This window comes from Noviherbaspirillum agri (assembly GCF_054780595.1).
Map to the genome: position 1 here is coordinate 342,971 of NZ_BAAGWA010000001.1, position 26,845 is coordinate 369,815.

General features: G+C 60.7%; 30 protein-coding genes. 21 read left to right on the forward strand and 9 right to left on the reverse strand.

Annotated elements, in window-relative coordinates:
• Positions 1-270: 270 nt before the first annotated feature.
• Positions 271-465 (reverse strand): hypothetical protein, encoded by a 195-nt coding sequence (locus ACYVIA_RS01400; protein ID WP_460837158.1) that lies wholly within the window; start codon positions 463-465, stop codon positions 271-273.
• An 80-nt stretch (positions 466-545) separates the two neighbouring features.
• Here ACYVIA_RS01400 and ACYVIA_RS01405 point away from each other — a divergent pair, with 80 nt between their 5' ends.
• The 4 genes from ACYVIA_RS01405 (at position 546) to ACYVIA_RS01420 (ending at position 4,180) form a co-directional block, all read left to right on the forward strand.
• Positions 546-1,385 (forward strand): OBAP family protein, encoded by an 840-nt coding sequence (locus ACYVIA_RS01405; protein ID WP_460837160.1) that lies wholly within the window; start codon positions 546-548, stop codon positions 1,383-1,385.
• Between the two features lie 52 nt (positions 1,386-1,437).
• The gene (locus ACYVIA_RS01410; protein WP_460837163.1) at positions 1,438-2,181 is read left to right on the forward strand and encodes an FRG domain-containing protein; all 744 of its coding nucleotides are present in this window, start codon (positions 1,438-1,440) and stop codon (positions 2,179-2,181) included.
• Between the two features lie 171 nt (positions 2,182-2,352).
• Positions 2,353-2,766: a DUF1622 domain-containing protein gene (locus ACYVIA_RS01415; RefSeq protein ID WP_460837165.1), complete on the forward strand. Its 414-nt coding sequence runs from the start codon at positions 2,353-2,355 to the stop codon at positions 2,764-2,766.
• A complete protein-coding gene (locus ACYVIA_RS01420; protein WP_460837167.1) occupies positions 2,759-4,180 on the forward strand; it encodes a cation:proton antiporter in 1,422 nt (473 codons plus the stop codon). The genes ACYVIA_RS01415 and ACYVIA_RS01420 overlap by 8 nt, the downstream gene beginning before the upstream one ends.
• A 510-nt stretch (positions 4,181-4,690) precedes the next feature.
• On the opposite strand, the gene ACYVIA_RS01425 is transcribed toward ACYVIA_RS01420, so the two are convergent.
• A complete protein-coding gene (locus ACYVIA_RS01425) occupies positions 4,691-5,758 on the reverse strand; it encodes an AI-2E family transporter (protein ID WP_460837169.1) in 1,068 nt (355 codons plus the stop codon).
• A 348-nt stretch (positions 5,759-6,106) separates the two neighbouring features.
• Between ACYVIA_RS01425 and ACYVIA_RS01430 the strand changes: the two genes are divergently transcribed.
• Together ACYVIA_RS01430 and ACYVIA_RS01435 are read left to right on the forward strand one after the other, a co-directional pair.
• The gene (locus ACYVIA_RS01430) at positions 6,107-8,323 is read left to right on the forward strand and encodes a sensor domain-containing protein (RefSeq protein ID WP_460837173.1); all 2,217 of its coding nucleotides are present in this window, start codon (positions 6,107-6,109) and stop codon (positions 8,321-8,323) included.
• A gap of 165 nt (positions 8,324-8,488) precedes the next feature.
• Positions 8,489-8,797, forward strand: a complete 309-nt coding sequence (locus ACYVIA_RS01435) for a hypothetical protein (RefSeq protein ID WP_460837175.1) — start codon at positions 8,489-8,491, stop codon at positions 8,795-8,797.
• 88 nt (positions 8,798-8,885) lie between these two features.
• Here ACYVIA_RS01435 and ACYVIA_RS01440 read toward each other — a convergent pair whose 3' ends face one another.
• Positions 8,886-10,682 (reverse strand): thiamine pyrophosphate-requiring protein, encoded by a 1,797-nt coding sequence (locus tag ACYVIA_RS01440; RefSeq protein ID WP_460837177.1) that lies wholly within the window; start codon positions 10,680-10,682, stop codon positions 8,886-8,888.
• Between the two features lie 144 nt (positions 10,683-10,826).
• Entirely contained in the window at positions 10,827-11,270 is a 444-nt protein-coding gene (locus tag ACYVIA_RS01445; protein ID WP_460837179.1) for a CBS domain-containing protein, read from the reverse strand.
• A gap of 340 nt (positions 11,271-11,610) precedes the next feature.
• Here ACYVIA_RS01445 and ACYVIA_RS01450 point away from each other — a divergent pair, with 340 nt between their 5' ends.
• The 4 genes from ACYVIA_RS01450 (at position 11,611) to ACYVIA_RS01465 (ending at position 14,504) form a co-directional block, all read left to right on the forward strand.
• A complete protein-coding gene (locus ACYVIA_RS01450) occupies positions 11,611-11,892 on the forward strand; it encodes a hypothetical protein (RefSeq protein WP_460837180.1) in 282 nt (93 codons plus the stop codon).
• Positions 11,893-11,972: 80 nt separating this feature from the next.
• A complete protein-coding gene (locus ACYVIA_RS01455; protein ID WP_460837182.1) occupies positions 11,973-12,950 on the forward strand; it encodes a PRC-barrel domain-containing protein in 978 nt (325 codons plus the stop codon).
• A gap of 58 nt (positions 12,951-13,008) precedes the next feature.
• Positions 13,009-13,248 (forward strand): hypothetical protein, encoded by a 240-nt coding sequence (locus ACYVIA_RS01460; RefSeq protein ID WP_460837184.1) that lies wholly within the window; start codon positions 13,009-13,011, stop codon positions 13,246-13,248.
• Positions 13,249-13,349: 101 nt separating this feature from the next.
• Complete coding sequence (locus tag ACYVIA_RS01465; RefSeq protein ID WP_460837187.1) at positions 13,350-14,504, forward strand: trypsin-like peptidase domain-containing protein; 1,155 nt, start codon at positions 13,350-13,352, stop codon at positions 14,502-14,504.
• A gap of 24 nt (positions 14,505-14,528) precedes the next feature.
• Here ACYVIA_RS01465 and ACYVIA_RS01470 read toward each other — a convergent pair whose 3' ends face one another.
• Positions 14,529-14,807 carry a hypothetical protein gene (locus tag ACYVIA_RS01470; protein WP_460837188.1) on the reverse strand — a complete coding sequence of 93 codons (279 nt, stop codon included), beginning with the start codon at positions 14,805-14,807 and terminating at the stop codon, positions 14,529-14,531.
• Positions 14,808-15,014: 207 nt separating this feature from the next.
• On the opposite strand from ACYVIA_RS01470, the gene ACYVIA_RS01475 reads away from it, so the two are divergent.
• Positions 15,015-16,841: a glycoside hydrolase family 15 protein gene (locus tag ACYVIA_RS01475; protein ID WP_460837190.1), complete on the forward strand. Its 1,827-nt coding sequence runs from the start codon at positions 15,015-15,017 to the stop codon at positions 16,839-16,841.
• A gap of 33 nt (positions 16,842-16,874) precedes the next feature.
• Here ACYVIA_RS01475 and ACYVIA_RS01480 read toward each other — a convergent pair whose 3' ends face one another.
• The 3 genes from ACYVIA_RS01480 to ACYVIA_RS01490 all read right to left on the reverse strand — a co-directional run bounded on the left by ACYVIA_RS01480 (position 16,875) and on the right by ACYVIA_RS01490 (position 19,263).
• Positions 16,875-17,885, reverse strand: coding sequence for an SDR family oxidoreductase (locus ACYVIA_RS01480; protein WP_460837624.1), 1,011 nt, complete (start codon positions 17,883-17,885; stop codon positions 16,875-16,877).
• Between the two features lie 66 nt (positions 17,886-17,951).
• Positions 17,952-18,458: a pyridoxamine 5'-phosphate oxidase family protein gene (locus ACYVIA_RS01485; RefSeq protein WP_460837192.1), complete on the reverse strand. Its 507-nt coding sequence runs from the start codon at positions 18,456-18,458 to the stop codon at positions 17,952-17,954.
• Between the two features lie 286 nt (positions 18,459-18,744).
• Positions 18,745-19,263, reverse strand: a complete 519-nt coding sequence (locus ACYVIA_RS01490) for a DUF2478 domain-containing protein (protein ID WP_460837194.1) — start codon at positions 19,261-19,263, stop codon at positions 18,745-18,747.
• 351 nt (positions 19,264-19,614) lie between these two features.
• On the opposite strand from ACYVIA_RS01490, the gene ACYVIA_RS01495 reads away from it, so the two are divergent.
• From ACYVIA_RS01495 to ACYVIA_RS01540, 10 genes are all read left to right on the forward strand, one after another.
• Positions 19,615-20,109 carry a hypothetical protein gene (locus ACYVIA_RS01495; RefSeq protein WP_460837197.1) on the forward strand — a complete coding sequence of 165 codons (495 nt, stop codon included), beginning with the start codon at positions 19,615-19,617 and terminating at the stop codon, positions 20,107-20,109.
• Between the two features lie 300 nt (positions 20,110-20,409).
• Entirely contained in the window at positions 20,410-20,817 is a 408-nt protein-coding gene (locus tag ACYVIA_RS01500; RefSeq protein ID WP_460837198.1) for a hypothetical protein, read from the forward strand.
• Between the two features lie 66 nt (positions 20,818-20,883).
• Positions 20,884-21,210 (forward strand): hypothetical protein, encoded by a 327-nt coding sequence (locus ACYVIA_RS01505; RefSeq protein ID WP_460837200.1) that lies wholly within the window; start codon positions 20,884-20,886, stop codon positions 21,208-21,210.
• Between the two features lie 80 nt (positions 21,211-21,290).
• Positions 21,291-21,794, forward strand: coding sequence for a hypothetical protein (locus ACYVIA_RS01510; RefSeq protein ID WP_460837202.1), 504 nt, complete (start codon positions 21,291-21,293; stop codon positions 21,792-21,794).
• 333 nt (positions 21,795-22,127) lie between these two features.
• Positions 22,128-22,439 (forward strand): ankyrin repeat domain-containing protein, encoded by a 312-nt coding sequence (locus ACYVIA_RS01515; protein ID WP_460837203.1) that lies wholly within the window; start codon positions 22,128-22,130, stop codon positions 22,437-22,439.
• 174 nt (positions 22,440-22,613) lie between these two features.
• Positions 22,614-22,970, forward strand: a complete 357-nt coding sequence (locus ACYVIA_RS01520) for a DUF6547 family protein (RefSeq protein WP_460837205.1) — start codon at positions 22,614-22,616, stop codon at positions 22,968-22,970.
• Between the two features lie 247 nt (positions 22,971-23,217).
• Entirely contained in the window at positions 23,218-23,565 is a 348-nt protein-coding gene (locus ACYVIA_RS01525; protein ID WP_460837206.1) for a hypothetical protein, read from the forward strand.
• A gap of 44 nt (positions 23,566-23,609) precedes the next feature.
• Entirely contained in the window at positions 23,610-24,284 is a 675-nt protein-coding gene (locus ACYVIA_RS01530; protein WP_460837207.1) for a DUF2238 domain-containing protein, read from the forward strand.
• Complete coding sequence (locus tag ACYVIA_RS01535) at positions 24,281-24,622, forward strand: hypothetical protein (protein WP_460837209.1); 342 nt, start codon at positions 24,281-24,283, stop codon at positions 24,620-24,622. Before ACYVIA_RS01530 ends, ACYVIA_RS01535 begins: the two co-directional genes overlap by 4 nt.
• Positions 24,623-24,921: 299 nt before the next feature.
• Positions 24,922-25,500, forward strand: a complete 579-nt coding sequence (locus ACYVIA_RS01540; protein ID WP_460837210.1) for an NAD(P)H-dependent oxidoreductase — start codon at positions 24,922-24,924, stop codon at positions 25,498-25,500.
• Positions 25,501-25,544: 44 nt separating this feature from the next.
• Here the strand turns inward: ACYVIA_RS01540 and moeA are convergent, their stop codons facing one another.
• The gene (gene moeA / locus ACYVIA_RS01545; protein ID WP_460837213.1) at positions 25,545-26,831 is read right to left on the reverse strand and encodes a molybdopterin molybdotransferase MoeA; all 1,287 of its coding nucleotides are present in this window, start codon (positions 26,829-26,831) and stop codon (positions 25,545-25,547) included.
• Between the last annotated feature and the right edge of the window lie 14 nt (positions 26,832-26,845).

Consider the following 26,845-nt stretch of genomic DNA (forward strand, 5'->3'; position numbering starts at 1 on the left):
CACGACAGGGGACAGCGCCTGTTTCGTGTTCTCTGCTGTTGAACAAATCCGCGCGTCCTGCCTCAAAAAGGCATTGCCACTTTTACAGTAGAGGTGCCACTGTGAAGATTCCCGTACTTGTCACGGCACTGGTCATTGCGATGCTGACCGGCCTGGGTTTTATCTTTTTCGTCATGTAAGCATGCAGGCTTGCAACGCCGAGGTGCTGCAAGCCTGCGCTGCAGGCCGGGATTCGATGAGCAGACTCGCTGCGCAGCTTTAGTCGCAGCTTTAATGTGTATCGGGCGGCTTCCGTTCGATGCGCTCGCGCTTGGGCGTTTCATCCCTGATGTTTGCGCCCGGATCGCTCAGTTCCTCATCGCTGACGTCCTGGCCGGAAGGATCGATGGTGTTGGCAATCTTCTCCAGCACGCCGTCGTCCTTGCCTTGCTTTGTGTCAGTACCGCGCTTCATGTTGCTGTTCATGTCAACCTCCAAATTTGTTGCGACAGGGGGCAGGCTCGTAATGTTCCTGTCCCGGATCACCGGAAAGGAAAAGGTACGAAATGACGCTCCCCCGCAAACAATCAGCCTTTGCCATCGCGTGGGCGGGTATGGTGGCCGCGATCCTGTTCGTCCCCGCCGTACCGGCCCAGCAGACACCGCCCAAGACAGCACCCGCCGGACAGGAGAAGTCGGGCAAGACGCAGGCACTAGAGGCCGGCGCGAAAGTGTTGCAAGGCAACGCGCCGCTGGAGCCCTTCGACGTGTACCTGTCGGGTTTTCATCCGATGAAGGATCAGCCCGACATGCAGGTGACGGCGCACCATTACTGCCATCAGGTGAACGAGGATTTCGCACAATGTGCCTTGTTCGACAGTAACAAAAAGAATGCGAACCTGAACGGCATCGAGTTCATCATCTCCGAGAAGCTCTTCGAGAGCCTGCCGGAAGAGGAAAGGAAGTACTGGCACCCGCACAACGGCGAAATCCTGTCCGGGCAACTGGTCGCGCCCGGCATTCCCGAAGCGGCGGAAAAGTCGCTGATGAAATCAAAGATGAACAGCTATGGAAAGACATGGCACGTGTGGAATACCGGCCAGGACGGCATGGCGGGCGACAAGCTGCCGCTCGGGCCGGCCATGCTCGCGTGGTCGTTCAGCCGCGACGGCGAGGCAAAGCCCGGCCTGGTGGAAAAGCGCGACAAGCAGATGGACATGAACTCGGCAGAAAAGCGCAAGCAGCGCGCCGACTTGCAGAAGCTCGCCAGGCCGCAATCCGGGGTCGATGACCTGAAGGGCAGGTTCGGCCGGCCAACGCAGGATATCCCGGGCGTGGTGGACAAAAAAGCCGCCGGCGCGCAGGCGGGGAAGGGCGCGCCCGGCAGTGGCGGCGCCGCAAAGTGACCGCGGCACCAAGAAGGCACGAAGAAGGTACGAAGGAAGCACGAAGAAGGTAATGAGCATCCCGCAAGCCGTCATTCGCAATGTCGGCGATCTGTCGCGCGAGATCAGGGCGCTGGATGCAAACGAGCGCTGGCTGTACCGCGGCCAGCCGGATGCACGCTGGAGCCTTGCGCCCAGCGTGCATCGCGGCTATACGCCGCAACAGGAGCGCTATCTCACCAACGAATTTCGCGTGCGGGCGCGCAGCCGTCACCTCAGCTGCCCGGCAGACAACGATTACCCGAGCTGGCTGGCGCTGATGCAGCATTACGGCCTGCCGACCAGGCTGCTCGACTGGACCCATTCGCCGCTGGTCGCTGCCTACTTTGCCGTCCATCCGGAATACACACCGCATGATGCAGACACGGGCCGCGATGCCTGCATCTGGGCGCTGGCGGCCGGCAAGCTGAACCAGGCGCAGGGCTTCGAGCCGCTGATTTTTCCGCTGGATGCCGCGTCCTATGAAGCGCTGATCGTCCCCGCCTTCAAGAACCGCGACGAGCCCGGCACGGTCGGCGTGGCGATGGCGATCGAGCACGACGCGCGCATCCAGCTCCAGCAGGCCGCCTTTACCGTGCACTCCAATCGCACGCCGATCGACCGGCTGCCCGGCGCCGACACCTGGCTGCACAAACTCGTCATTCCCAACGACAGCATTTGCGATTTCTTCGAGGAGCTGAGCGTGCTCGGCATGAAGAAATCGAATCTCTTCCCGGACCTGCCGTCGCTGGCGTCGGAGCTGAAGCTGGTGCATTAGAGCGGTTTCGCCCTGACCTGCTCGCCGATGCCGGGCGCGCCGAGCCCGCTACGCCGCGTCGCCGCGCCTTGTTCGGCGTAGCCTTGATCCGATGAACACTCATTCTTTCGGCACCTTTTCCACTTCTTTCAATCTCTATGTGTAATTCCTCCAATGAGCCGGGAAAGAAACATGTTTGAAGATGTGGAACAGCAAGTCCGTTCAGGCGTGGAATGGCTGCGGCTGTTGATTGAAACGCTTGGTGCATCGGTCATTGCGATTGGGCTGCTGGTTGCCGTCACGGGGCTGATTCGTCATGCCATTCGTGCGCGAGGCACGGGTTTTACCGCGGTACGCCTGGCATTTGCCCGGTACCTCACGCTGGCGCTGGAGCTGCAGTTGGCCGCCGATATTCTGTCCACTTCCGTTGCACCTACGTGGGAGCGTATCGGAAAGCTGGCAGCCATCGCGATCATACGAACCGCCCTGAATTTTTTCCTTAGCAAGGAATTGAAAGAGGAGCGGGAGGCGATGGAGCCGGCCCCGCCAAAGGGCGAGAATCCATTGCGCGCCGAACACGCCGATGGGGGCGCTCGCCATGGATGAGTACCCCTCGACGATCACGCAACAGCTTGATGATCGGGGGGCGGTATTGATGCACACGGAGGGTGTCGTCGTACCGGGAGCAGCTCACTCCGGCCCGGACGAACGGCCGTACACCGGAAATCGGCGTGACAGACCAATGGGGGGCAACGTGACGGCATTGCAGATCATCGGCGGTATTGTTTTTCTGATTGCCTTGTTCGGGTATCTCAATCACCGCTTCATCCGGCTTCCGGATGCCATCGGTATTACGGCATTTGGCATGGCGGCATCAGTCGCGGCTGTCATCGCAAGCGCCTATTTCCCGGCATTTGCCGATTCGGTCCGGCAAATCGTCTCCCGGATCGATTTCGCCAATACGCTGCTGCACGGCATCCTGGGCATGCTGCTGTTTGCGGGAAGTATGCACATTCGCTTTGATCAGATCAGGCAGGAGAAGTGGAGCATCCTGCTCTTGGCGACTGTCGGCGTTGCGCTATCGACCGCGATCGTGGGTGCAATGTTCTTCCTTGCGGCCAAGTTGCTTGGCCATCCTGTGCCGCTTTTGCAGTGCCTGCTGTTCGGCGCACTGATATCACCCACCGACCCGGTTGCGGTGCTTGCCATCCTCAAGCGTACAGGCGTGCCGAAAAGCCTGGAAATACGCATTGCCGGCGAAAGCCTGTTCAATGACGGTACCGGTGTGGTCGTCTTCCTCACGCTTTTAGGCCTGGCAACGGGAACAGGTCACTCGGCATCGTTCGGCGGTACGGCTTTGCTGTTTGCTACCGAAGTACTGGGCGGCGTGGTATTTGGCGTGGTGGCCGGTTATGCCGGCTTTCTCATGTTGCGTGACGTCGACAGCTATGCGGTTGAAATCCTCATTACAGTGGCCATGGCAACCGCAGGATATGCGGCCGCAGAGGCCCTGCATGTCTCGGCCCCGATTGCGGTTGTGGTGATGGGATTGATCACGGGGAATCATGGCAAGCAGCGGGCGATGTCGGAAGTGACCCAAATGCGCTTGTTCGAATTCTGGGAAGTGCTGGATGAGTTGCTGAATCTCGTGCTGTTTGGCCTGATCGGGCTGGAGATGGTGGTCCTGACCTATTCTGTTGACCACGCGGTCATCGGGATTGCCGCTATCGCGATTGTCCTCGCGGCACGGTTGCTCAGCATAGCCGGGCCGATCCTGGCGACACCCAGGCTGCGCGCCGTTGCCGACGTCACGCTGCCCGTGATGGCATGGGGCGGTTTGCGCGGCGGCATTTCCATCGCGCTGGCCTTGTCTCTGCCCGACATGGCAGGGAAGGAACTCATTCTTTCTTCGACCTATGCTGTTGTCATCTTCAGCTTGCTGGTGCAGGCGCTCACGCTGGGGAAGTTGGCCCGGTGGCGCATGGACAGGGCGAGAGAAAATCAAAAACAACAGGAATGAGCACGGCGGGGAGGGGATTGCGGCGCCGGCCTCAACGACCACGCGGAGCGCTTTGGCATGCGGATTCTCTTGCGGGGCGGCCGGATTCGCTGGATGAGGTCGCGGTGGTGTCGCCTTGCCCGGCTGTCGCAGGGCCACCGGATGCGGAGCACAACCCACTGCGATACGCCACTTTATCGACGTGATGCGTGCGCAGTCATTCGATCGCGCGATACATGCCAACGGTGGCGGACATTGTTCCAATGCCCTCGTCCAGCAGTCAGACGCGCGCCTGACGATTGGGCTGAAAGCAGAGAGAGCTGCACCGTCTGATCGCTGGATTCGACTTGGAGACGCGCTGCGGGCACGACGTCAGCTTCGTCAGCGATGTCTCGCAGGATAAGGTGATGACGCTAAGGTGATGACGCATGCGCTGTCGCTTTTCTGCGGACAGTGAGCGGTGTGGCAGGAACGGTATGACCGTTGGGGAAACGTGCCGGGGGCGGCATCAACACCGCACCCGGCAGCACGTCATTGCGACCGCTCGGCCGGGGCGTCGGCCGTCGAGGAAAAGAGGTCCCATGCGGCGATGAACAGCGCCGCGATCACCGGCCCGATGACGAAGCCGTTCAGCCCGAACAGCGCCATGCCGCCGAGCGTCGAGATCAGCACCACGTAATCCGGCATCTGCGTGTCTTTGCCGACGAGGATAGGGCGCAACACGTTGTCGACAAGCCCGATCACGAGGATGCCAAAAGCGATCAGGATCACGCCTTGCCAGATGGCGCCGGTGACAAGGAAATAGATCGCCACCGGTCCCCAGATCAGTCCTGCGCCGATGGCCGGCAGCAGCGACAGGAATGCCATCACCACACCCCATACCAGCGGCGCCTGGATGCCGAGGATCCAGAACATCACGCCGCCGAGCGCACCCTGGGTCGCCGCTACCACGATGTTGCCCTTGACGGTGGCACGGATGACGGTGGTGAACTTGCTGAACAGATGACGTTTGTAGTCGGCGCTGAGCGGGACCGCCTGCTTGATCCGTGCCGACAAGCCCCGTCCGTCGCGCAGGAAGAAGAAGAGCAGATACAGCATGATGCCGAAGCTGATCAGGAAGTCGAAGGTGTTCTGGCCGATGTTGAGCGCATGCGTGGCGATCAGTTGACTGCCTTGTACGGCCGCCGCCGACAGCTTCTGCTGGATTGCGGACAGCGTGCCGAGGCCGACGTTGTCGAGCAGCGACATGATCCAGGGCGGCAGCGCGTCGATCACCTGCTGGAAGTACAGGCCGAAATCGAGTTCGCCCGACTTGATGCGCTTGTACACCGCCGCGCCTTCCTGCACGAGCGCGGCGGAAACCAGCGTCAGCGGGAAGATCACGATGACCAGCGACAGCAGCAGTGTCGACAGCGCGGCGAGGTTGTGCCGCTGGTGCATCGCGACAAGAAATTGCCGGTGTACCGGCTCGAACAGGATGGCAAGCACGGTACCCCAGAACAATGCGCCGTAGAACGGCCAGAGAACCCAGCCGAAGGCGACGCTGACCGCCAGCAGAAGGAAAAGAAAGGCTTTCTGGTGAAGCTCCGGATGATTCATCAATATCTCCAAATTGACATGCCCGGCACGTCGCGGACAGGCGCGAAACCTCCCTGGGCGCCTGTCTATCGCGCTGCCGGGACAGGCGTAGGATACCAAGGTCTGGACGAGTGCCCGGAAATGGCTGGAGGGACGGGAGAAGACTGCAGCAACGGCATGCTCTGCCTATGCCCCGGTAGCACTGCGGGAATCTTGTGGGATGGGCTCTTCGTCCAGCAGAACCCGCTGTATGCCGCTATGTGCCGCTGCACTCCTGCATCAAATCAACAAAATTCTTGTGTGAATACGAAACCTTAAATCCTTGCATCCCTCTATTCCTTCAAGACCGCACGGAAAGTGGAGAGACGGATGCCCACCGATGAACAAGATGCCGGCATGCAGCGGAGCGATTACCTCTATCGCCTGCTTGTGGACGCCGCCGTCGGATATGGAATCTTTACGGTTGATAAAGAAGGAAACGTTTCAAGCTGGAACAGCGGTGCACAACGCCTGTTCGGGTATGTCGAGGAGGAAATTATCGGTCGCCATGGCCGGATCATCTTTACCCCGGAAGACCGGGAGGCGCGCGCACCCGAACAAGAGTTGCATACCGCCGCGGCGCTCGGCCAGGCGGAGGACGAGCGGTGGCACATGCGGAAAGACGGTTCCCGGTTTTTCGGGACGGGACTGGTTTTTCCGCTACGGGATACGTCAGGCAGCTTGCAGGGCTTCGTCAAGATATTAAGGGACCACACGCAGCGGCAACTTGCCCTCGATGCGGCAAAGAAGGCGGAGCGGGAACTGGAGCGCCGTGTCGCAGAGGAAACGAGCCGCCGTCGCGCGGAAACGAGCCGCCGTCGCGCGGAAACCCGGCTTGAACATGCGCAGGACGACTTCCGGATGCTGATGGACTCGGTGACCGAGTACGCCATCCTGATGCTCGACAAGGACGGCAACATCACGGACTGGAACCATGGCGCGGAGAATATCCTGGGCTACCGGCGGCATGAGACCGTCGGCCGCTCCATCGGGATCATCTTCACTCCGGAGGATCATGAGCATAACGGTCCTGAACATGAACTCGAGCGTGCGCGTGAAGAGGGCGTTTCGACCGATGACAAGTGGCATATCCGCAAGAACGGAGAGCGTTTCTTTTCTACGGGACTTGTCCAGCCCCTGTTTGATCGCACCGGCGACCTGCGTGGTTTTGCCAAGATCATGCGCGACAACACGGAGCGCAAACTGGCGGAAGAGCGGGCCAACTACCTTGCCAACCACGATGTGCTGACCGGACTGCCGAATCGTGCCTATTTCAGCACGCGATTGCATCAGGAGCTGGCCAATGCGCAGCGCGGCAACACTTCTCTTGCCGTCCTCTTGCTTGACCTGAACCGGTTCAAGTACATCAACGACACGATGGGGCACCACACGGGCGATCTTTTATTGAAGGAAGTCGGTTCTCGCCTGAGCGGCTGCATACGCGAAACCGATTTCGTGGCGCGGCTCGGCGGCGACGAGTTCGTGGTGATCCAGACCGGGCTGCACAATGCCGACGACGCAGCCATACTCGCCCGGAAAATCGCCGGTGAGCTATCGTCTCCGTACCGGCTCGGCGACGTCGATGTGTATAGCGGCTCGAGCATCGGCATCAGCATTTTCCCGGACGATGCCCATGATCAAGCCCAGTTGCTCCAGAATGCGGACATCGCGATGTACCGTGCCAAGGCGGCAAGGCGGGACGGCTTCGAGTTCTTCACGGAAGCGCTTGGCGAGCATATCGAGGGGCGCAAGCGGCTTGAGGACAGGTTGCGTGCATCGCTGGAGACACAGAGGCTTGAAGTCCACTATCAGCCGCAGATCGACTTGAACACATGGCGGACTACCTCGGTCGAGGCCTTGCTGCGATGGAAGGATCCCGAGATGCATTCCGTCCCGGTATCCGAACTGATCGCCATCGCCGAAGAAAACGGAAGCATCATTGACTTCGGAAAGTGGATCCTGCACGCCGTATGTCAGCAGGCACGCGACTGGCGCAGGCACAAGCTTCCACCGTTTCGCATCGCCGTGAATCTGTCGCCGCTGCAGTTCCGGGATCCGGGTTTTCTCGACATTGTGCGCAATACACTGGCGGAATACGACATAGAGCCTGGCTGCATCGAAATGGAAATCACCGAGCGCCTCCTGGTACAGGACTCCGGGGGCAGCACGTCGATCCTGAGATCCCTGAAATCGATGGGAATCCATATCTCGGTTGACGATTTTGGTACCGGCTACTCGGCATTGAGCTATCTTCGCGACTTTCCGATTGACGTCATCAAGATCGATCAGTCGCTTGTGCGGCACTTGCCGACACGGCGCGAAGACGTGGCGATCGCATCCAGCGTGATCGGCCTCGCGCACAAGCTTGGCATCAAGGTCATTGCCGAAGGCGTCGAGTCAAGCGAGCAGCTTGCATTCCTGAAGGCGCAGGACTGCACCGCCGCACAAGGTTTCCTGTTCCAGCCCCCTGTTTCGGCAGATGAACTGGCCCACCTCATGCGGCATGGGCATTGGTCTCACATGAATCCGGCCTCTGCGTCGAGCTAGCGGTTTAAAGTTCTTTTTGCGCATCTCATGGTAAGAAAATGGCAATCGAGGAGCAGGAAAAGATCCGGCTTCCGGTAATGGTTTTCAATGGAATGCCAGTATAAAAGCGGACTGGCCATTGAACAGGGGCATGGGCGGCTCACGTTAAATGCTTACGAAATCGCAATGCGACTGGTGCAAATTCTTCTTCCCGTATACGACAACGCCGGCCGGCCTTGTCCGAAGGGCCTCGTGGAGCAAGTGCGTCAGGAGCTGACCGACATGTTTGGCGGCGTGACGCTTTACCTGCGCTCGCCCGCTGTCGGGGCGTGGGAGAAGGAATCTGGCACGGTCTGCCGGGACGACGTGATTCTTGCGGAGGTCATGGTCGATGCCACGGAGCGCGCATGGTGGACCAATTACCGGCAGGAGCTGGAGCAGCGCTTCAGTCAGGACCAGATTCTTATTCGGGCTACGGACGTGGACGTGCTATAGACATGCAGGGCACTTGCCGGAGCTCCCGGAAATCCTCACTTGCACGCCACGCCAACGCTGACGCACCATTGACCGCAGCGCGCGCTGCTCACGACGCTTTGTCCGGCGGGAACAGCCCATCCCACCATTCCTTCGCGGACGCCTTGACGATGCCGACGGCTTCGGGGTCGCGATGCAGCAGTGCGGACAGGTAGGCCTTGGCCTGCTTGCCCGACACATGCGGCGGCAACGGCGGCACGTTCGGGTCGGTGACCATCTCCACTACCGTCGGCATGCGCGCCGACAGGGCGCGGTCCCAGGCGGGGCCAATGTCTTCCGGCTTGTCCACCCGTATGCCGCCCAGGCCCAGCATGTCGGCATACGCCGCGTACGGGAAGTCGGGCAGGTCTTGCGAGTCTTCGAACTTGGGATCGCCCGCGAGGACGCGCTGCTCCCATGTGACCAGGTTCAGGTCGCGGTTGTTGAGGACCATGACAACGAGGCGCGGATCGGCCCAGTTGCGCCAGATGCGCGCAATCGTGATCAGGGCGCTGATGCCGTTCATCTGCATCGCGCCGTCGCCCAGCATCGCAATCACGGGACGGTCCGGGTAGGAGTACTTGGCGGCGATCGCATACGGGATCGCCGGGCCCATCGTTGCCAGTCCGCCGGACAGGGACGCGATCATGCCGCGCCGCAAGCGCACATCGCGCGCATACCAGTTGGCTACCGAGCCGGAGTCGCAGGTCAGGATGCAATGGTCGGGCAGGCGCGACGACAGCTCCCAGAACACGCGCTGCGGATTGATCGGCTTGGCGTCGTTCATCGCACGCGCTTCCAGCACCTTCCACCAGCGCGCGACGTTCTGCTCGATCTGTTGCTGCCAGCCGAGGTCCTGCTTCTGGCGCAGGTGCGGGATCAGCGCGCGCAGCGTCGCCTTGGAATCGCCGACCAGGCCGACTTCCATCGGGTAGCGCAGGTTCAGCATGCGGCCGTCGATGTCGATCTGCACGCCGCGCGCCTGGCCTTCCTTCGGCAGGAACTCGGAATAGGGGAAGGACGAGCCGACCATCAGCAGCGTGTCGCATTCATTCATCATGTCCCAGCTCGGCTTGGAGCCGAGCAGGCCAATGGCGCCGGTCACGAACGGGATGTCATCGGGCACCGCCGCCTTGCCGAGCAGGGCCTTTGCGACACCGGCGCCGAGCAGGCGGGCGACTTCCAGTACTTCGTCGGTGGCGTGCATCGCGCCGGCGCCGACCAGTATCGCGACCTTGTTGCCGGCATTGAGCACCGACGCGGCGCAGGCAATGTCGGATTCATTGGGCAGCGTCGGGCGCGAGGTGTAGCCGATGCCGCTATGCACGGTGCCATGCTCGCGCGCTGGCGTCTCCACCGCCGGCATCTCCTGCACATCGTTGGGGATGATGATGCAGGTCACGGTGCGCTGGTCGCGTGCAATGCGCATGGCGCGGTCCACCAGGTGCCGGATCTGGTCCGGCGTGGTGGCCATGTGCACGAACTCGTGCGCAACATCCTTGAACAGCGACAGCAGGTCGACCTCCTGCTGGTAGTCGCCGCCCAATGACGCGCGCTTCTGCTGGCCGACGATGGCCACCACCGGCTGATGGTCGAGCTTGGCATCGTACAGGCCGTTGAGCAGGTGAATGGCGCCCGGGCCGGACGTGGCAAGGCAGACGCCGACGCCGCCGGTGAACTTGGCATGCGCGCAGGCCATGAAGGCGGCCAGTTCCTCATGCCGCGCCTGCACGAACTGCATTTTGTCCCCGATGCGGTCGAACGCGCCCATGATGCCGTTGATCCCGTCGCCGGGATAGCCGTAGATGCGCTGCACGTCCCATTCGGACAGACGGTGCAGGAGGAAGTCGCCTACCGTCATAGCCATGCCAGTCTCCTGTGTGCTGGAAAGAACCGCGGGGAAAAAACGTGGACAAGCTTGCCGTGTTGCATACGGCATGCCAGAAGCGGTGCGCCATTACCGACGCATCGACGCACCGACGTACCCGAGCGGAACTTGTCCAGCGTAGCCTTAGTGCGGACGAATGCCGGTGCTGATGTGCTGCGAAACCGGTTCGGAGATCGCAGACAGCGCATCGGCCGCAGGGATCTCGTCGGTATTGGCAATGTCGCCGAGCGACACGATGCCGACCAGTCGCTTGTCCTTGCTTAATACCGGCAGGCGACGGATCTGCAGGTCGCCCATGTTGGCAGCCACATCGTCGATGTCGTCATCCTCGAAGCAGTATTTGACGTCCGGACTCATCACGTCCTTGATACGGCAGTCATTCGACTTTCCTTCGGCAATCGCGCGCACCACGATGTCGCGGTCGGTGATCATGCCGACCAGCCGGTCGTTGTCCGAGACCGGCAGGACGCCGCAGTCGCAGTCGGCCATCATCCGTGCCGCGTCGATGATGCTCTGTTCTGGACTGACCATCTTGACGTCGCGTGTCATTGCGTCAGCTATTCGCATGATGTTTCTCCTGTGAAGTAAGGAAACAAACCGCGTTGCCGTCGAGCGAGACGAGGGTCTCCATCCACTGCCGGCAAGCGGGGGAACAGATCGCTCCGGACGCAGCCTCGGCGCCGGAAACAGTCAGTGAAGCCGACTGCAACAATGCGCAAAAGGTTCAGCGCTTTTTACAAATGCGTGTAATTCGTGTTGGCTGCGGGCAGCTGTGCGCACCCTGTTTCTTCCAGGCCAGTTATTGCAAAAAAAGGAACTAAAGGCGCCCGCGCACAACAAATCCTTATCTGTCATGTTCCGGAGCCGGGCATGGAAAGAGTCCGATCCGGTTGGAAAGGGATTGATCATGCATACCGGCGATAAACAGGCAAAACAGGCAGGAGCGCTGGCTGATCCGCAAGGGGACACTGGCAAACTGCAGGCTTCGCCAGCAGGCGGCAGTCCGGCCTCCGCGCCGGATACCGATCGGAAAGAGGCGGGCCGCAGTGGAGTGCAGCAAGATGGGCAGCAAGACGGGCAGCCGCACGTCAGCCCGCATGGCACCCCGCATGTCACTCATATCAGCCGGGAAGAGGCCGAGCGCACCCTGGCGCCGGATCCTGACCCGGATGATCCGGTTTCCCCCTGAGGCGTTTTCCCACGGCGCGTGCCGTTGGAGCCTGCAGTACGCTGCGGCCGCAACGACCGGCAAGCGCCAAGGAGCACAACATGAATGCGTGTCGCCCTCGCAAGTTGCTCGCCTGCGGCCTCGTCGTTGCGGCCGGCATGTCGGTGCTGATGGATGGCGTGGCGCAGGAGGGCGGCGCCAGCGGCAGTTCGCCGGCATCCAGCGCGACCGCCGGGGCGTCTGCATCTTCTGCTCCGTCGGCGCGATCTGCGCCCGCCGAGCAGCGCTCTCTCGATGTGCGCGCGAGCCGGCTGCTCGGCCGCAGCGTCGCGGATGCGCGCGGAGAAGCGCTGGGCGAGTTCAAGGACTTCTTGATCGACGTTGGCACGCGCCGTGTGGCGTATGCCGTGCTGTCGCTCGGTGGCACGCTCGGTTTCGGCGACAAGCTGTATGCCTATCCGATGTCGGCCTTCAAGATCAGCGGGCGCGACGGCATGGTGCTGACGATGGACCGCAGCCAGCTCAAGGGCGCACCGGGGTTTGTGCGGGACGCATGGCCGAAGGCGGGCGACAGCCGCTATTTCGACCGGGTCGACCAGTTCTTCCGCCGGGGCGAGTCGGCGCAAGGAGCAGGGCAGGCGGCACAGGCAGCACCGCGCGCGCAACTCATGCGCGCAACGGATCTGATCGGCAAGAACGTGGATGACAGTCAGGGACGCAGTGCGGGCGAGGTGCAGGACCTGGTGATCGACATCGGGCGTGGCAGCCTGTCCTATGCCGTGCTGGACTTCGACAAGGCATGGAGCCCCGACAACAAGCTGCTGCCGGTGCCGATATCGGCCTTGCGCTTCCCGGAGAAGCGGCGTGCGGACCTGGTCCTGACGCTGGACCGCAAGCAGCTGGACATGTCGCAGGGCTTTGAACGGGACCTTTGGCCGGACCTGAACACAGCCGAGTTTCGCCATCGCATTAACGGGTATTTCCTGGCACTGGAGAGTGGCAACAAGGGTGACGGGGCGGGCGGCGCCAGCCTCGGCACCGGCAGTAGCAGCAGTAGCGGCAATGACGCGGGACGCTAAAGCAAGGTCAATCTGAAATGGCTCTCATACAAGAGACCGCAACAGTAACGGAGAAATCATGGCATTGACGGAAATGCAGGGCGTGGTCTGGAAGCAGATTTCACAAGCCTATGACCAATGGGATCCGGAGTGGAACCGCTTGATGCCGGTCAGCGAGCTGGCAGAGTTGCTGCCCACGGTTGCGCCGGACATGATCGGCGAAACCCTTGGGCAAGCGGCAGAGGATCATATCGCCGAAGTAGGGCATGTCGGTGAGGACCCCGGATTCCGACCACTGCAGCGCGAACGTCCGGTATAAGTTGCCGCAGCCGGGTAAAGATTGCATTGTCGCCAGCCGATAACCGATCATCAGCCAGCTGGGAATTGGTCCGTCGCCTGGCGATCAACGGGAGAAGAATAATGATGAAACGTGAACACTTAGCCGGCCGGACTGCGGCTGCCATACTGGTTGCACTGCTGCTGCCCGCCTGCTCGGATGCGGACAAGGAACAGGCAGCGCCGGCGCCGCCGGCGGCACAGACACCAGCTCCTGCAACCACACCCGGCATCCAGCTGCCCAGCTTCGTCGAGCTCGTGAAGCAGCAGGGCAACGCGGTGGTCAACGTCAGCGGCATATCGACCGTGGCGGACCAGGCGGGGGCGCCGCAACTGCGCGAAGGTGACCCGATGTTGGAATTCTTCCGCCGTTTCGGCGTGCCGCCGGAAGCAGGCGAAGCGCCGTCGGGCAGCCTCGGTTCGGGATTCATCATCAGTGCCGACGGCTTCATCCTCACCAATGCGCATGTCGTTGCGGATGTCGGCGAGATCAATGTGCGCCTGACCGACAAGCGCGAGTACAAGGCCAAAGTCATCGGCATTGATCCTTATACCGACGTGGCGCTGATCAAGATCGAGGCCACCGGCCTGCCCGTGGTCAAGATCGGCGACCCGAACAGCCTGGAGCCGGGAGAGTGGGTCGCCGCCATCGGCGCGCCGTTCGGCTTCGACAACAGCGTGACGGTGGGCGTGGTCAGCGCCAAGGGGCGGGTACTGCCGAATGAAAGCTATGTGCCGTTCATCCAGACCGACGTAGCCGTCAATCCCGGCAATTCCGGCGGGCCGCTGTTCAGCACGCGCAGCGAGGTGATCGGCATCAATTCGCAGATTTACAGCCAGACCGGCGGCTACATGGGCATCTCGTTCGCAATCCCGATCGATATCGCCATGGACGTCGCCAAGCAGCTGCGCGAGAACGGCGAGGTCACGCGCGGGCGCATCGGCGTGCAGGTGCAGGAACTGACCGTCGACCTGGCCAATTCCTTCGGGCTGAAGGAACCGGTCGGCGCACTGGTCGCGGCAGTGGAAAAAGGCGGCCCGGCGCACAAGGCCGGCATCGTGCCGGGTGATGTGATCCTCTCGCTGAACGGACAGAAGGTAGAAACCTCAGCCGACCTCGCGCGCCTGGTGGCTGGCACCAAGCCGGGCACCGCCGTCGATATCGAAGTCTGGCGCAAGGGCAGCAGCGCAGTCGTCAAGGCAACCGTCGACAAGCTCGAAGAGCCGCCGCAGGAATAAGAGGGGGCAAGCGGGGCTACGCTTTCATATCGGCAAGGTCGACTGCCCGCCGTTGGCCGAGCCGAAATTCTGGAGCGCGGAAAACTCCAGCCGACCATCGTTGAGCGCCTCCACCACGCGTTGCAATTGCTCATCGTCCGGTTCGATATACACCGCAACTTGTTCGATGGCATTGTCCCAGTAAGTTGAGTAGGGGACGCTCGTCTCCGCCATCACCTCGGCGGCATAGGTGCCGTCGTCCAGCCTGCCGAACAGCGTGACTGCCGGCTCGTCCGGCCGCGTGTTCTTTACCGTGATCGTCATACATCCTCCTTGTCGTTTTGTCGGACTGCTACGGGAAGCGCTCCCGCAGCAGTGCATGTCTTCTTCGACATTGCAGGCGGTGACAGATTCACTGGGCAGATTCACTGCTCAGATTCACTGCGCGGATTCACTGCGTGCATTCCCTGTTGCCGCATGAACTCGGGTATGCAACTTGCATCCGTGTCGGCTTATTTCAACGGAAGAACCATGCAGCGCTACCCGCCGATAGCCGACTACGCCCTGATCAGCGACTGCCATTGCGCTGGGCTGGTGTCGCGCGACGGTTCCATCGACTGGTGCTGTATGCCGAGGATTGACGACGATAGCTGCTTCGGCCGCCTGCTCGACTGGGATCGCGGCGGATTCTGCTCGATCGCGCCGACCAGCGAGGAGCGCAGCGCGACGCGCAACTATGTCGACGGCACCATGATCCTGGAGACGTATTTCCATACGCCAGAGGGTGAAGTGCGGCTGGTGGACTTCTTTGCCATGGACGCGCAAGGCTCGGAGCATGCGCGCTTCGACCAGATGCGCATCATCGACGGCTTGACGGGCTCGGTGGAAATGCGCATGGAGATCTGCCCGCGCTTCGACTATGGCGATGTCATCCCGCACATTCGCTGTGACGAGCGCGGCGCATTTGCGGCCATCGGCAGCAACAAGGGACTGATCATCCATGCCGACGTGCCGCTGGAAATGGAGCAGCCCGGCAACCTGGCAGCGGTATTCCGCGTCAATGCCGGGCAGCGTGTGCGGCTGGTGATCCAGTTCCAGTTTCCGGAACTGATCGACCACACCATCTCGGCCGGCCTGCCGGACGCCGCCGGCATCGACCGCGCTTACGAGCGCACGCGCGACTGGTGGCAGGAATGGGCGCAGCACATCCGCACTTCGCACGCGATTGACCGGCAGAGCCTGTGCTCGGCGATCGTGCTCAAGGCCCTGAGCTTCGACCGCACCGGCGCGATTGCGGCAGCGGCCACGACATCCTTGCCGGAATGGATAGGCGGCGAGCGCAACTGGGATTACCGCTTCAGCTGGATCCGGGATTCGGTCTTTACCGTGCGGGCACTGTATGAACTGGGCTATGTGGAAGAGGCCGACCGCTTCCACCGTTTCATCCAGCGCAGCGCGGCCGGCGACGCGCAGCAGATGCAGATCATGTACGGCGTGGATGGCAAGCGCCGCCTGACCGAGGTCGAGCTCGGCTGGCTGGAAGGTTATCGCGGCTCGAAGCCGGTGCGCATCGGCAATTGCGCTGCCCGGCAGGTGCAGCTCGACGTGTACGGCGAGCTGCTGGAAATGGCGTGGGAATGGCACGCCAAAGGGCATCGCACCGAGCCGGATTACTGGGATTTCCTGATCGACGTGGTCAACCTCGTCTGCCAGCGCTGGCAGGACCCGGACCACGGGCTGTGGGAAGTGCGCGACGTCCCGCGCCATCATGTCCATTCCAAGGCGATGTGCTGGGCGGCGCTCCACCGTGGCGTGATGCTGGCGCAGGACAACAGCTTCACGGCGCCGATTGAACGCTGGTGCAAGAACCGCGACATGATCCGCGATGCGATCGAACGCGAGGGGTATGACCACGGGCGCGGCGTCTTCGTGCAAGCCTTCGGCAGCAAGGACCTGGATGCCGCCTTGCTGCTGATGCCGCGCGTCGGCCTGATCGCCTATGACGACCCGCGCATGCTGCGCACCACCGATGCCATCTGCGAGACGCTCGATTATCACGGCCTGCTGCGCCGCTATCTGTCACCCGACGGGCTCGCCGGCAACGAGGGCGTCTTCCTGCCGTGCACCTTCTGGCTGGTGAACTGCCTTGCGCGGCAGGGGCGCAAGGACAAGGCATGGGCGTATTACCGCAGGGCGATGGAATGCGCCAACGATCTCGGCCTGTTCTCGGAAGAGTACGACGTCGTCGGCAGGCAAATGCTCGGCAACTTCCCGCAAGGGCTGAGCCATGTCTCGCAGATCATGTCGCGGCTGGCACTGGGCGATGTGCCGGAAACCGAGGACGAATCACGCGCCTGAACATCACACACTTGCACATCACGCACTTGCGCATCACGCGCTGAGCCACGCAAGGACCACAGCAGCAGCCGAGAGTATCGCCAGCGCCGCCACCGGCCGCCGATGCGTGGTCAGCCAGTACTGCATGCTGAAGTCCTTCGCTCGCGCATCGAATCTCCCGTGCGCGCCATGGTCGCCTGGTACCGGTTGGTACAGGTTGTCCTTGCGGCCCGGCTGCAGCGGCTGGTCGGTGAACTGGCCGCCATACGCACGCTTTGCCAGCAGCCGGTCGAGGAAGCCGGGCAGCACGCGCGTGCCGAGGATCGCCTTCACGGCCGGAAATCCGACCCACAGCTCGCGCCGGCGATGCTGTGCCGCCCACACGATCGCTTCCGCCGCCAGCTCCGGCTGGAAGATCGGCGGCACTGGTTGCGGCTGCTTGTCGAAGCAGGTCTTGCCCCAGTCGAACTGCGGCGTGTTGAAAGCCGACAGCTGCGCCATCGTCAGGTGCACGCGGCTGTGGTCATGGATCAGCTCGGAGCGCAGGGAATCGGTAAAGCCGCGCAATGCGCTTTTCGCGCCGCAGTAGGGCGCCTGCAAGGGGATGGACCGGTAGGCCAGCGCCGAGCCGACCTGCACAATGGTGCCGGCATTGCGCGGCTTCATGCGCTTGAGCGCCGCCATCGTTCCCCATACCGCGCCGAGGTAGGTTGCGCGTGTCGCCTGCTCGAAGTCCTCCGGCGAGATCTGCTCGAAGGGGCAGAAGATCGTCGCCATCGCATTGTTCACCCACACGTCGATCGGCCCGAGCTCGCGCTCGACACGCTCGGCAGCCGCTTCCACCTGCGCATGGTCGGTGATGTCGACTGGAATGGCGACGGCCGTGCCGCCGATCGCTTCAATCTCCCTGCGCGCGGCCTCCAGTCCGTCCACGCCGCGCGCAAGCAGGGCGACATGCCAGCCACGCCGGGCAAAGGCCAGCGCTGCGGCACGACCGACGCCGGCCGATGCGCCGGTGATGACGGCACACCGGCTGCGCCGTTCTGCGGATTGCGCCGTCGCCATCGCGCGGGCGGGTGAGGGCGTCACCGCGCCGCGCAGTGGCAAGACCGGCTGCGCAAAGACAGCCTCCTAGTGCACATTGCGCGCCGTGCCCTGGCCGCCCAGTGCATCGGTGTTGCCGGTCAATATGCCCTTGGCAAGGCCATACAGCCGCTTCACCGCGCTGCCGGGCGATTCCCAGTAGTGCGCCTCGTCCATCCTCACCTTCAGCAGCACCAGATCGGGATCGTCCAGCCCGTTCTGGAACCACGGCTTGATCCATGGCGTCCACAGGTCTTGCATTTTCTGCCGGTCCCGCACCACTTCCGCTGTGCCGGCCACCGACAGGTAATCCTGCTTGTCGGTGCGCGCATACGCCAAGTTGACCTTCGCCTCGTGATCGATGTCATCCACCTTGTAGGAACGCACGCTGGTAAAGAACCAGAGGCAGCCGTCCGCGTCCATCTGCAGCGTCGCCATCGGCCGGCTGTGCATCGCGCCGTCGGGCTCGTGCGTCGTCAGCATCGCAAACTTGATTTCCTTTACGAGCTCCGCGACTTTTTCCATGCTCTCGTCGGCTTGGGGTTGCACGTCCATGGGCATCTCCTTATTGCAATGTGTTGTCGGAAATAACCCTTGTTTGATCGGTAATCCCGCAGATAAATCCGGAAAGCGACAAGAACTGTAGCGAGAGAGGAAGGTATTTCAGAGAACAGGCAAGGAGTAGCGCCGCCGTTTTTCAGCAATCTGCAGCGGTATGTCAGGCGCATTCATCCTGCCCGCATCACGCGCAGACAAGACGTTCCCAAAAGTAAGCCGAACAGGATGCAGAAGGTGACCCAGCCATCGCCCTATGGGCGGAAATGGCAGGCGAGGGCAGCAATCAATCGCGAGCCACCGCGTCCCACCACGCGAGGGCTGCTTCGACCGTGCAGGACAGCTGCGCAGACTCGCCGCCGGTAAATTCTTCCCACTGCGGCAACAGGGTATCGCGCACGGCGGTCAATATCGGAATGCCCGCCGTCACCGCCGCCACCATCTCCGCATGCATGCCGCTACCCGCCGCCTCCTGTGCCCCGAACTTGTTGAACACCGCCAGCTGCGGCGAAGCATCGATCGCCTTGCGCACCAGCGACGCCGCCTCCGCCAGTCCCACCGAATCAAGCCGGCAACCGCTCGCACCACTACCCAGGTCCTGCGAGATCGGAATGCGCACACCGGACGGCAGCAGTTCCAGCGTCATCGCACAGCCCACATCACCATGCTGGACCGCGCCCCCGACCACCACACCCCGCTGGCGTAGCGCCGCAACAACATTCTGGAGAACAGGAGCAGGATCGATTCCGTCGCGATAGACAAGCGCGGCGAGGGGCATGGGCGGTGTTGTGGAGGACGTTTGCATCGGCTTCTTTCGTCATGGCGGCGGGGATAAGGGCGATCCGGCGCGGAGGGGCGTTGCATGCGATTTTACTTCCAGCGGGCGACGTCGGCGAACCGTTACGAGCCACAAATGACCGCTTTCCCATAAACGTGATATTGCTCTGGCAACTTTTCCGTGGCAGCATCCATCGACACAGATGCACGCCAGTAGAGCTGCCGCATTTCTCGTTTAGTTATCACTGTTTTTTCAACCAGCATCGCTGGGAGAAGAGGCTGGGTGTGGGTTACAGCCGAATGGCACTCTTTGCATAACGGCTCGTGGGTGTGCATAACGGCGGCAGCTGTCCTGTTAAATATTCAGTTAGGAAATTCCGTGGGTGCAATATTTGGAGCGCTTATTGCCGGAAGTGTATGGTTTTTATTCGCCGTCCTAGCGGAAGTCGGTTCAACCACTTTGCTGGAAAAGCTCGTTTTTATTTCTCCAATTATTTGTCTGGTAGTTCCGGAAGCTCTTCGATTACTTGGAAAGGGAAACGCACTTGCCGCGATGTTGATGTTCGCGATTGCTCCACTTTTAGGAGTCATCAATATGCTTATTGCGCTTGCTATCGCGGAGGCCGGTGGCAAGACCCCGCAAGCGCTCAATGTGTCAATGCTCGTTGTTGCAGCTGTTTGGTTAATCGTGCTGCGGCGTTATCTTAGTTCGACTTTCACTGGTAAGGAAATAGCGGAAAACGACGATCAGACTCAAGTTGTGCAAATGGTATTTTGCCAACGGTGTAACAGGGAAACGCTATCAGCAGAGGCAAATTGCATGTGGTGCGGAGCGGGGGTATCTCCTAACTCGAAATTGAACCCGGACGCATAAATGTGCCGTTTAGAGCCTATCCCAGTAGGAATCAGCCCCGCGTTGGGGGCAAAAAGGTGCACCGGCAAGGCGCGAGGATGCCGCATAGTGATCTATGCAAAGACGAGCAACACCGCCGGTGTGCGTTTTTGCCCCCAACCCGAAGGGCCGGTACCCATTGAAGCCCATGGCGGTGTTGCGAACCCCTTGCGTGGATCACCACGCGGCGGGCCTCGCGCCTGGCCCTGGATCCCAATGGGTACCGGCGCGGGGCTGATTCCTACTGGGATAGGCTCTTAATACGGCATTAAATAGCAAAGCATGGCGACTATTCAGTTTTCAGAGATTCAGTTGGATGACGTTTCTGTCATGACGCAGGTTTTTGACGTTATCGCCGATGGCAAGAAGAAAGGTGTCATCGCCGAGGAACACCTCAAAGACCTACTTGGTGAACGTTACGTGTCGAAGTTCGTGCACGAAAAAGCTGCTGCAGATGAGTGGGTTGAGAAATGGAGAGCGAACCCGAACATTCAGATGCCATGGGATTTTGGATCATGGGTCGACGCGTTCATTAACGCCGACATTGAACTCTCAAACCTGCATTTCACTGGCCCAGGGAAAGGTGAGATCCATTTCGATCAACTCGCATGTCCCAGTGGTGGCATCGATGCAGTCGAAGAGATCGTACGAATTTTTGATGGAAAAGTTCTCTCGAATGATGCTATTTAACTTGAAGTTCGACGCCGACGCGCACGCGCGCTGGTCAACAGGTCGTTGAATGTGCTAGGAGGAGTAGTGAAGAAGTCCACCATAATTATTTCGATTTTGGCGGCGGCGCTTCTAACATCGAACGCATGGTGGGCTTTTACGGTTCTGGATGCCGGTGTCACGGAGACCTACCAAGGAGCGCAACTGGAAGAAGAACAGCAGACCTTAAATCAGGCTCTCGCGGTGCTTAGAACAACGACGAGATCTGGGGCTTCTCGAGCACAAATTGTGGAGGCTGCACAAATGGCGTGGTCTGCTGGCGAGCCTTTTGAAAAAGACGGATATACGTGGGTTGGTCGTTTGGGATTGAAGTTTGACGAGCAAGGAAAGTTGATTGACGTAATAAGAGACTAGCAATCGTGAATACATTCAACTTGTCGCTCAACACGGATGCCGTTGCGCGATCCCTTTTAGCTTGTCGACTGGATGCCCCCATGCACACAACCAGCTGGATCAAACCTGTATTTGCACTCGTCGCGTTGCTGATGGTGCCCCTTGCATCGGCCCAGTTGACACCCGAAAAAATGAAGGCGATGCGTGAGCGTGCGAATATACCGGCGCCGACGATCGATTTCGATGAATTCCGCGGCGCGTATGAAGCTGACGTTCCCGAACGAATTGGTATCCCCAGTCCAACGATAAAAATGACGCTCGAGTGCTCGGACACTTCTTGTACGTTAACAATGGGCGGGGCGCGCGAGAGCTACCCGAACCCGGGGACGCCGCGATTGGGCTTATTTGAACGTACCAAGAATTCGGTCGGGCAACGATTCGCGGGCTCGAAACTGCGTGGCTGCATCAACCTCGCCGGCGATACGAGGCCCGACGGCCCGTTCGCCTGCAAGGTTGAGATCACGCCGGGAGGAGAACAGGTGGTTCTGCTCGTGCCGCCCGGGCCGCCCGGAGGCGAAATCCCCCTCTATCCGCGAAAACGGTGAGCAGATTCTCGGTTCATGGCAAAGAAGCTCGGTCGAGCTGACGAATAAGACGGCATCTACGTGCTCGGAGATGAGGCAGGGCGTGGTTTGCCGCCGAAGGGCAAGCTTTGCATAACGGCTCGTGGTCGTGCATAACGTGGGAACTGTCCTGTTACTCAGACGATGTCAAGTAAGACTACAAAGTTGGTGACATGTCCTTTGAAACGGTCTGGCATACGTCGTTTTACTTCACGTCCTCTGAGTAAGGACACAGTTAGGCCACTCATGCCACAGGCGAAAGATCGACGCAGCACCCAACAAAGGAGGAGTATGTCAGCGGGAGACTGGAAAAACTTGTACCAGGCAGCAGTAGAAGGCAACCTGTCGCTGGTGCAGCATCACATCACAGAGGGTGTAAATCCAAACTATCAACACCCCGAGATCCTTCGAACACCACTTGTCGCGAGTTTGATTGAAGGTCACCTGGAAATCGCGCAGTATCTATTGGAGCATGGCTCAGACCCAAGTCTTGTTTCAGAGCTTGATAACCTCTCTCCACTTCAGGCGGCCACGAAGCATGGCCACAATGAGTTCGCCAAGCTGCTGCGTCGACTCGGCGCTAAAGAGAAACGCGAGCCCTTCTGGTGGCGCTGGCTGCCGGGATGACAGCCAACGTCGGCCGGCCATGCGTGTTTTAACGGGTTCGCATAGAGGCTCCCTGAAGTACGGTTGGGCTGACGAAGGAAGCCCGACATTAAGCTTGAATAAAGACGTGCTCCATGCCTCCGACATTCCGGCGGCAGGTTACTTCCAACGTCAGTCACCAGAAGCGAGGTTCCAGTGGAATACGAGAAAATAATCGACTCCTTGGTAGAGCGCCGGGAAAGTGTCACTGCGACGAGAGTCAGAGCGGGAGAGCTATGGCTTGCAACAGCAGAAAACGCGAGGTTCAACGCTCTTATCCAATCGCTCTCGGAAGAGCAGCGCGCTTTGGTCGCGGAACTGCTTCAGAGCGAAAGAGACGCAGGAATTCATGATTGCCTGGCTGTCCTTAGCGAGCTGATGAATCTTCAAGATCTCAGGTTCGCGGTTCATGGCAAAGAAATACCTCACGAGCCCTACGGCACTGAGATGTACTTTGACTGGATTGCCCGTGCCAGTGGTGAACCTTGGCCTCAAGGTAAGGCTGGCAAGTAGTTTATGGCTCCTCCGAAATACAAGAAACTGACCGAGAGAATCGGCATGACGGTGCGGCCCGCAGTCGCGCCGTCGTGCAGTCGCGTAATCGCATAGTTGTATACCCGGCTTTTATGAAAGTAATGCTGTCCTGACCATCGTGGGGATTGCGTTGCTGCAGGCATTCTCGCGATGCGCGAGGCAACATATGCGACCACCACGCGCTTAACGGTGCAACTCTTGAAGCATCAACCTTCTGGATCCAATCATGAGCCACAAAGAACCAATGCTGTATCGCGCCCCGGAAAACGTGGGACCGCCCAACGAGTGGGATGGCGACAACTTCATCCGGCTTGGGGCGCTGGCTTCATTTCAGGCGGAGCTGGCGCTGGAGATCGATAACCTTGCGCTCGACGATGTCGCGGATGCAGATATGGCAGCCGGTGAGGGGCAATATAACGGCCTGCCGGTGCTGGTCACCGTGCATCTGGATCCCGATTCTGGGGATGTAATGTGGTTCGGCCTGGCGAACTGTGTCGATGCCTCGCTGCTGGAGCGCTTGAAGCGGCGCTTTGGCGTCAGAGCGTTCGACTATGAGAGTTGCGAGTTCATTTAGCCACGTCCCGGTGGCACGGTAAAAGGCAAGGATCAGGAGTCACTATGAAAAGAGAAAAAATTCTGGCCGCATCCGGCTTCGGCATGCTGGCCGTCCTCATGCTGTCTGCATGGATCACCACCGACTACGGAACCTGGGCGCTGGAGGTGGCGCCGGCGGTGATTGCGGCGCCGATTCTGATCTTCACTTACCGGCGGTTTCCGCTGACCTCGCTGCTGTATGCCCTGATCATCGTGCATGCGCTGATCCTGATCCTGGGCGGGACGTACACCTATGCGCGCGTGCCGCTGGGATTCTGGCTGCAGGATCTCTTTGCGCTTGACCGCAATCCGTATGACAAGATCGGGCACTTTGCGCAGGGTTTTGTGCCGGCATTGATTGCGCGCGAGATCCTGCTCCGCGGCGCGTATGTGTCCGGCCGCAGGATGGCTGCCTTCCTATCCGTCTGCGTGGCGATGGCGATCAGTGCATGGTACGAGCTGATCGAATGGTGGGCGGCGCTGGCACTCGGGCAGGGTGCGGACGAATTCCTCGGCACACAGGGCGACCAGTGGGATACGCAGTCGGACATGTTCCTTGCGTTTATCGGCGCGTCGCTCGCGATGCTTCTGCTGTCCAGGATGCATGATCGCCAGATGGCAGCGCTTGGTGGCAGAGGCTTGTTTCGCCGGGATCAGCGTGCGGCCATGACCGGCGTTAGTGCGGGAGGGGAGCGATGAAACAGGCGTTGACGGATACCGTCTTGTTGTGGATCCTGCTGAGCACGGCGGGAATCTTGTACCTGATTGATGCGTCCGGCATGCAGCTGCCGCTGTTTGCGCGAACCACGCTCTGGCGGCTTGGCCAGTCTCCGTTGATCAGCGTGGGGATTGCGCTGGTTACGGTACTGACCACGCTCTTCCTCGCGTTTGGCAAGGGGAACCGTTCGCGGGAACTGTTCATCTCCGGGCTCTATGCAGGCTTGGCGCTTGCGTTTTATGTGGCCTTCGATCCCGGCATTGCGACGGCATTCCTCTTCACATCAGCAGGCATGTACCGGCGGCTGACAGGCTCTTAATGGGGGAAGAGGTATCACCGGACGTCCTTCAGTAATTGGCAATCAATTTGTCATGGCATGCTGAGTACTGCGTGGAGTCCGAGACAGGCGGGCTGCATTTGTGCATGGTTCTGTCCAGCCTCAACATGTCGGTGCATATTGCATTTATCGTCTCATGCGATTTGAGCAAATTTAGGATCGATTCGGGCTGCCGGATCTTCACGCAAACCGTAGATGGCGGGAACGTGTCGTGTGCGGTGCAAGGCAGCCTTTCCGCCGCCAAGTGGTGAATCGGTCTTTATCAAAGAGGAAAAACAAAAGTGTCAAAGAACATCGCAGTCATCCTCGGCCATCCCGATTCATCCAGTTTTTGCGGGACACTGGCGGAGGCGTATGTCGCTGCAGCGAAGGAGGCGGGGCATTCGGTACGCTTTTTCAAGCTGGGGGAGATGACATTCGACCCGACACTGCATCACGGCTACAGCCAGCGGCAGGAATTGGAGCCGGACCTGAAGGAGCTTCAGGACGCGATCACCTGGGCGAAGCATCTGGTCTTCGTCTATCCGATCTGGTGGGGATCGATTCCGGCGCTGCTCAAGGGGATGTTCGACCGGGTGTTCTTGCCGGGATATGCATTCAAGTACCGGAAGAACTCATCTTTTTGGGACCGCTTGCTGGCGGGGCGCAGTGCGCATGTGATCAGTACCATGGACACGCCGCCGTGGTATTACCGCTTCGTCTACAGCATGCCGGGACACCATCAGATGAAGAAAACGATTCTGGAGTTTTGCGGCATCAAACCGGTGAAGATCACGTCATTCGGGCCGGTGCGCTTTGCGACTGAGGCAAAGCGCAACAAATGGCTGCGTCAGGTCGTGGCGTTTGCACGCGCGGCGTGAGCTGCGCGGCCGGCATCAACGGTTCAGTAAGACTGAAACGGCTCTCAGACCAGTCCTTCAAACAGGACGACGTCCACTTCATCACCCGCATTCACCGATCCCTGTTCCGGGTGCAGCACGACGATGCAGTCGGCCAGCGACATCGACTTGAGGATGCCGGAACCCTGCGCGCCGGTGATCTTCACTTGTGCGCGGCCCTGTGCGCTGACGGACAGGATGCCGCGCTGGTATTCGGTGCGGCCGGGTTTCTTCTTGATCGGTGACTCGGACACGGCGCGCATCAGCGGCAGCGGGCGCTGCTGTGCGCCCATCATGCGCAACAGCGCATCGCGCGCGAAGAAGTAGAAGGACACCATCACCGCCACCGGATTGCCCGGCAGGCCGAACAGGTAGGCGCTTTTGCCGTTGGAGCTGATCCGGCCGAATGCCATCGGGCGGCCGGGGCGCATGTTGATCTTCCAGAAGGCGGTATCGCCGAGCTTGGCCAGCATCTGGCGCGTGTAGTCGGCCTCGCCGACGGACACGCCGCCGGAGGTGATGACGGCATCGGCGTTTTCGCAGGCGGTACGGAATGCGGCTTCCAGCGAGGCAGGATCGTCCTTGACGACGCCCATGTCGATGATGTCGCAGCCCAGTCGCGTCAGCATGCCGTGCAACGTGTAGCGGTTGCTGTCATAGACGCAGCCGGCATCGAGCGGTTCGCCGATGGAGCGCAGCTCGTCGCCGGTGGAAAAGAACGCGACGCGCAGCCGGCGCTGCACCGGGATTTCCGCGATGCCAAGCGAGGCGATCAGGCCGAGGTCGGCGGGGCGCAGGACTTTTCCTTTCAGCAGCGCGGGCGAGCCGGCCTGCAGATCTTCGCCCTTCAGGCGGCGGTTGTCGCCGGGACGCACCGCGCCGGCGGGAACCGTGACCGATTTTTCCTGGGCGTTTTCCGTGAGCTCCTGCGGCACCACCGTGTCGCAGCCGGCGGGCATCACGGCGCCGGTCATGATGCGCACACATTGGCCCGCATCGACATGTCCGTCGAAGGCAGTGCCTGCGAACGCGGTGCCGAGGATCTGCAGGGTCACCGGCTTCTGCGCGTCGAGGTCGGCGCCGCGCAATGCATAGCCGTCCATGGCCGAGTTGTCATGAGAGGGCACGTCGATCGGCGAGATCAGGTCCTGTGCCAGCACGCGGTCGAGTGCGCTGCGCAACGCCACCTTCTCGATTGCCTGCACCGGCTCGACGACGTCCTGGATGATGCGCTGCGTATCGGCAACCGACAGGGCGTCGGGATCGTAGTCGGACAGGCAGCGGATGGCGTGTTGCAGGCGGGTTTGGGACATTGCGGAAGTCAGGA